We start from the raw sequence: 509 nt of genomic DNA on the forward strand, positions 1-509 counted from the left end.
GGCTACGGGCACCATCACGGTAACCCCGAACAATACGGTAAGTGCGGCATCGGCATCCCCAACGCTTTGTATCAGCACGGCGATGACGGCTATCACGCATACTACTACAGGAGCTACCGGCATCGGAGCAGCTACAGGTTTACCTGCAGGTGTTACGGCTACTTGGGCAGCTAATACGATTACCATCAGTGGAACGCCAACAGCATCAGGAGTGTTCAACTACAGCATTCCGTTAACAGGAGGTTGTGGAACAGTATCGGCTACGGGCACCATCACGGTAACCCCGAACAATACGGTAAGTGCGGCATCGGCATCCCCAACGCTTTGTATCAGCACAGCGATGACTGCCATCACGCATACTACTACAGGAGCTACCGGCATCGGAGCAGCTACAGGCTTACCTGCAGGTGTTACGGCTACTTGGGCAGCTAATACGATTACCATCAGTGGAACGCCAACAGCTTCAGGGGTATTCAACTACAGCATTCCGCTTACAGGAGGTTGTGGCA

Annotated in this window: 1 pseudogene; it reads left to right on the forward strand. The window is 53.6% G+C overall.

The features are described 5' to 3' along the window. Positions 1–509: pseudogene (locus ACWPKD_RS15245) on the forward strand (hypothetical protein); the annotation flags it as partial.

It is taken from the genome of Flavobacterium pedocola (genome assembly GCF_053764385.1).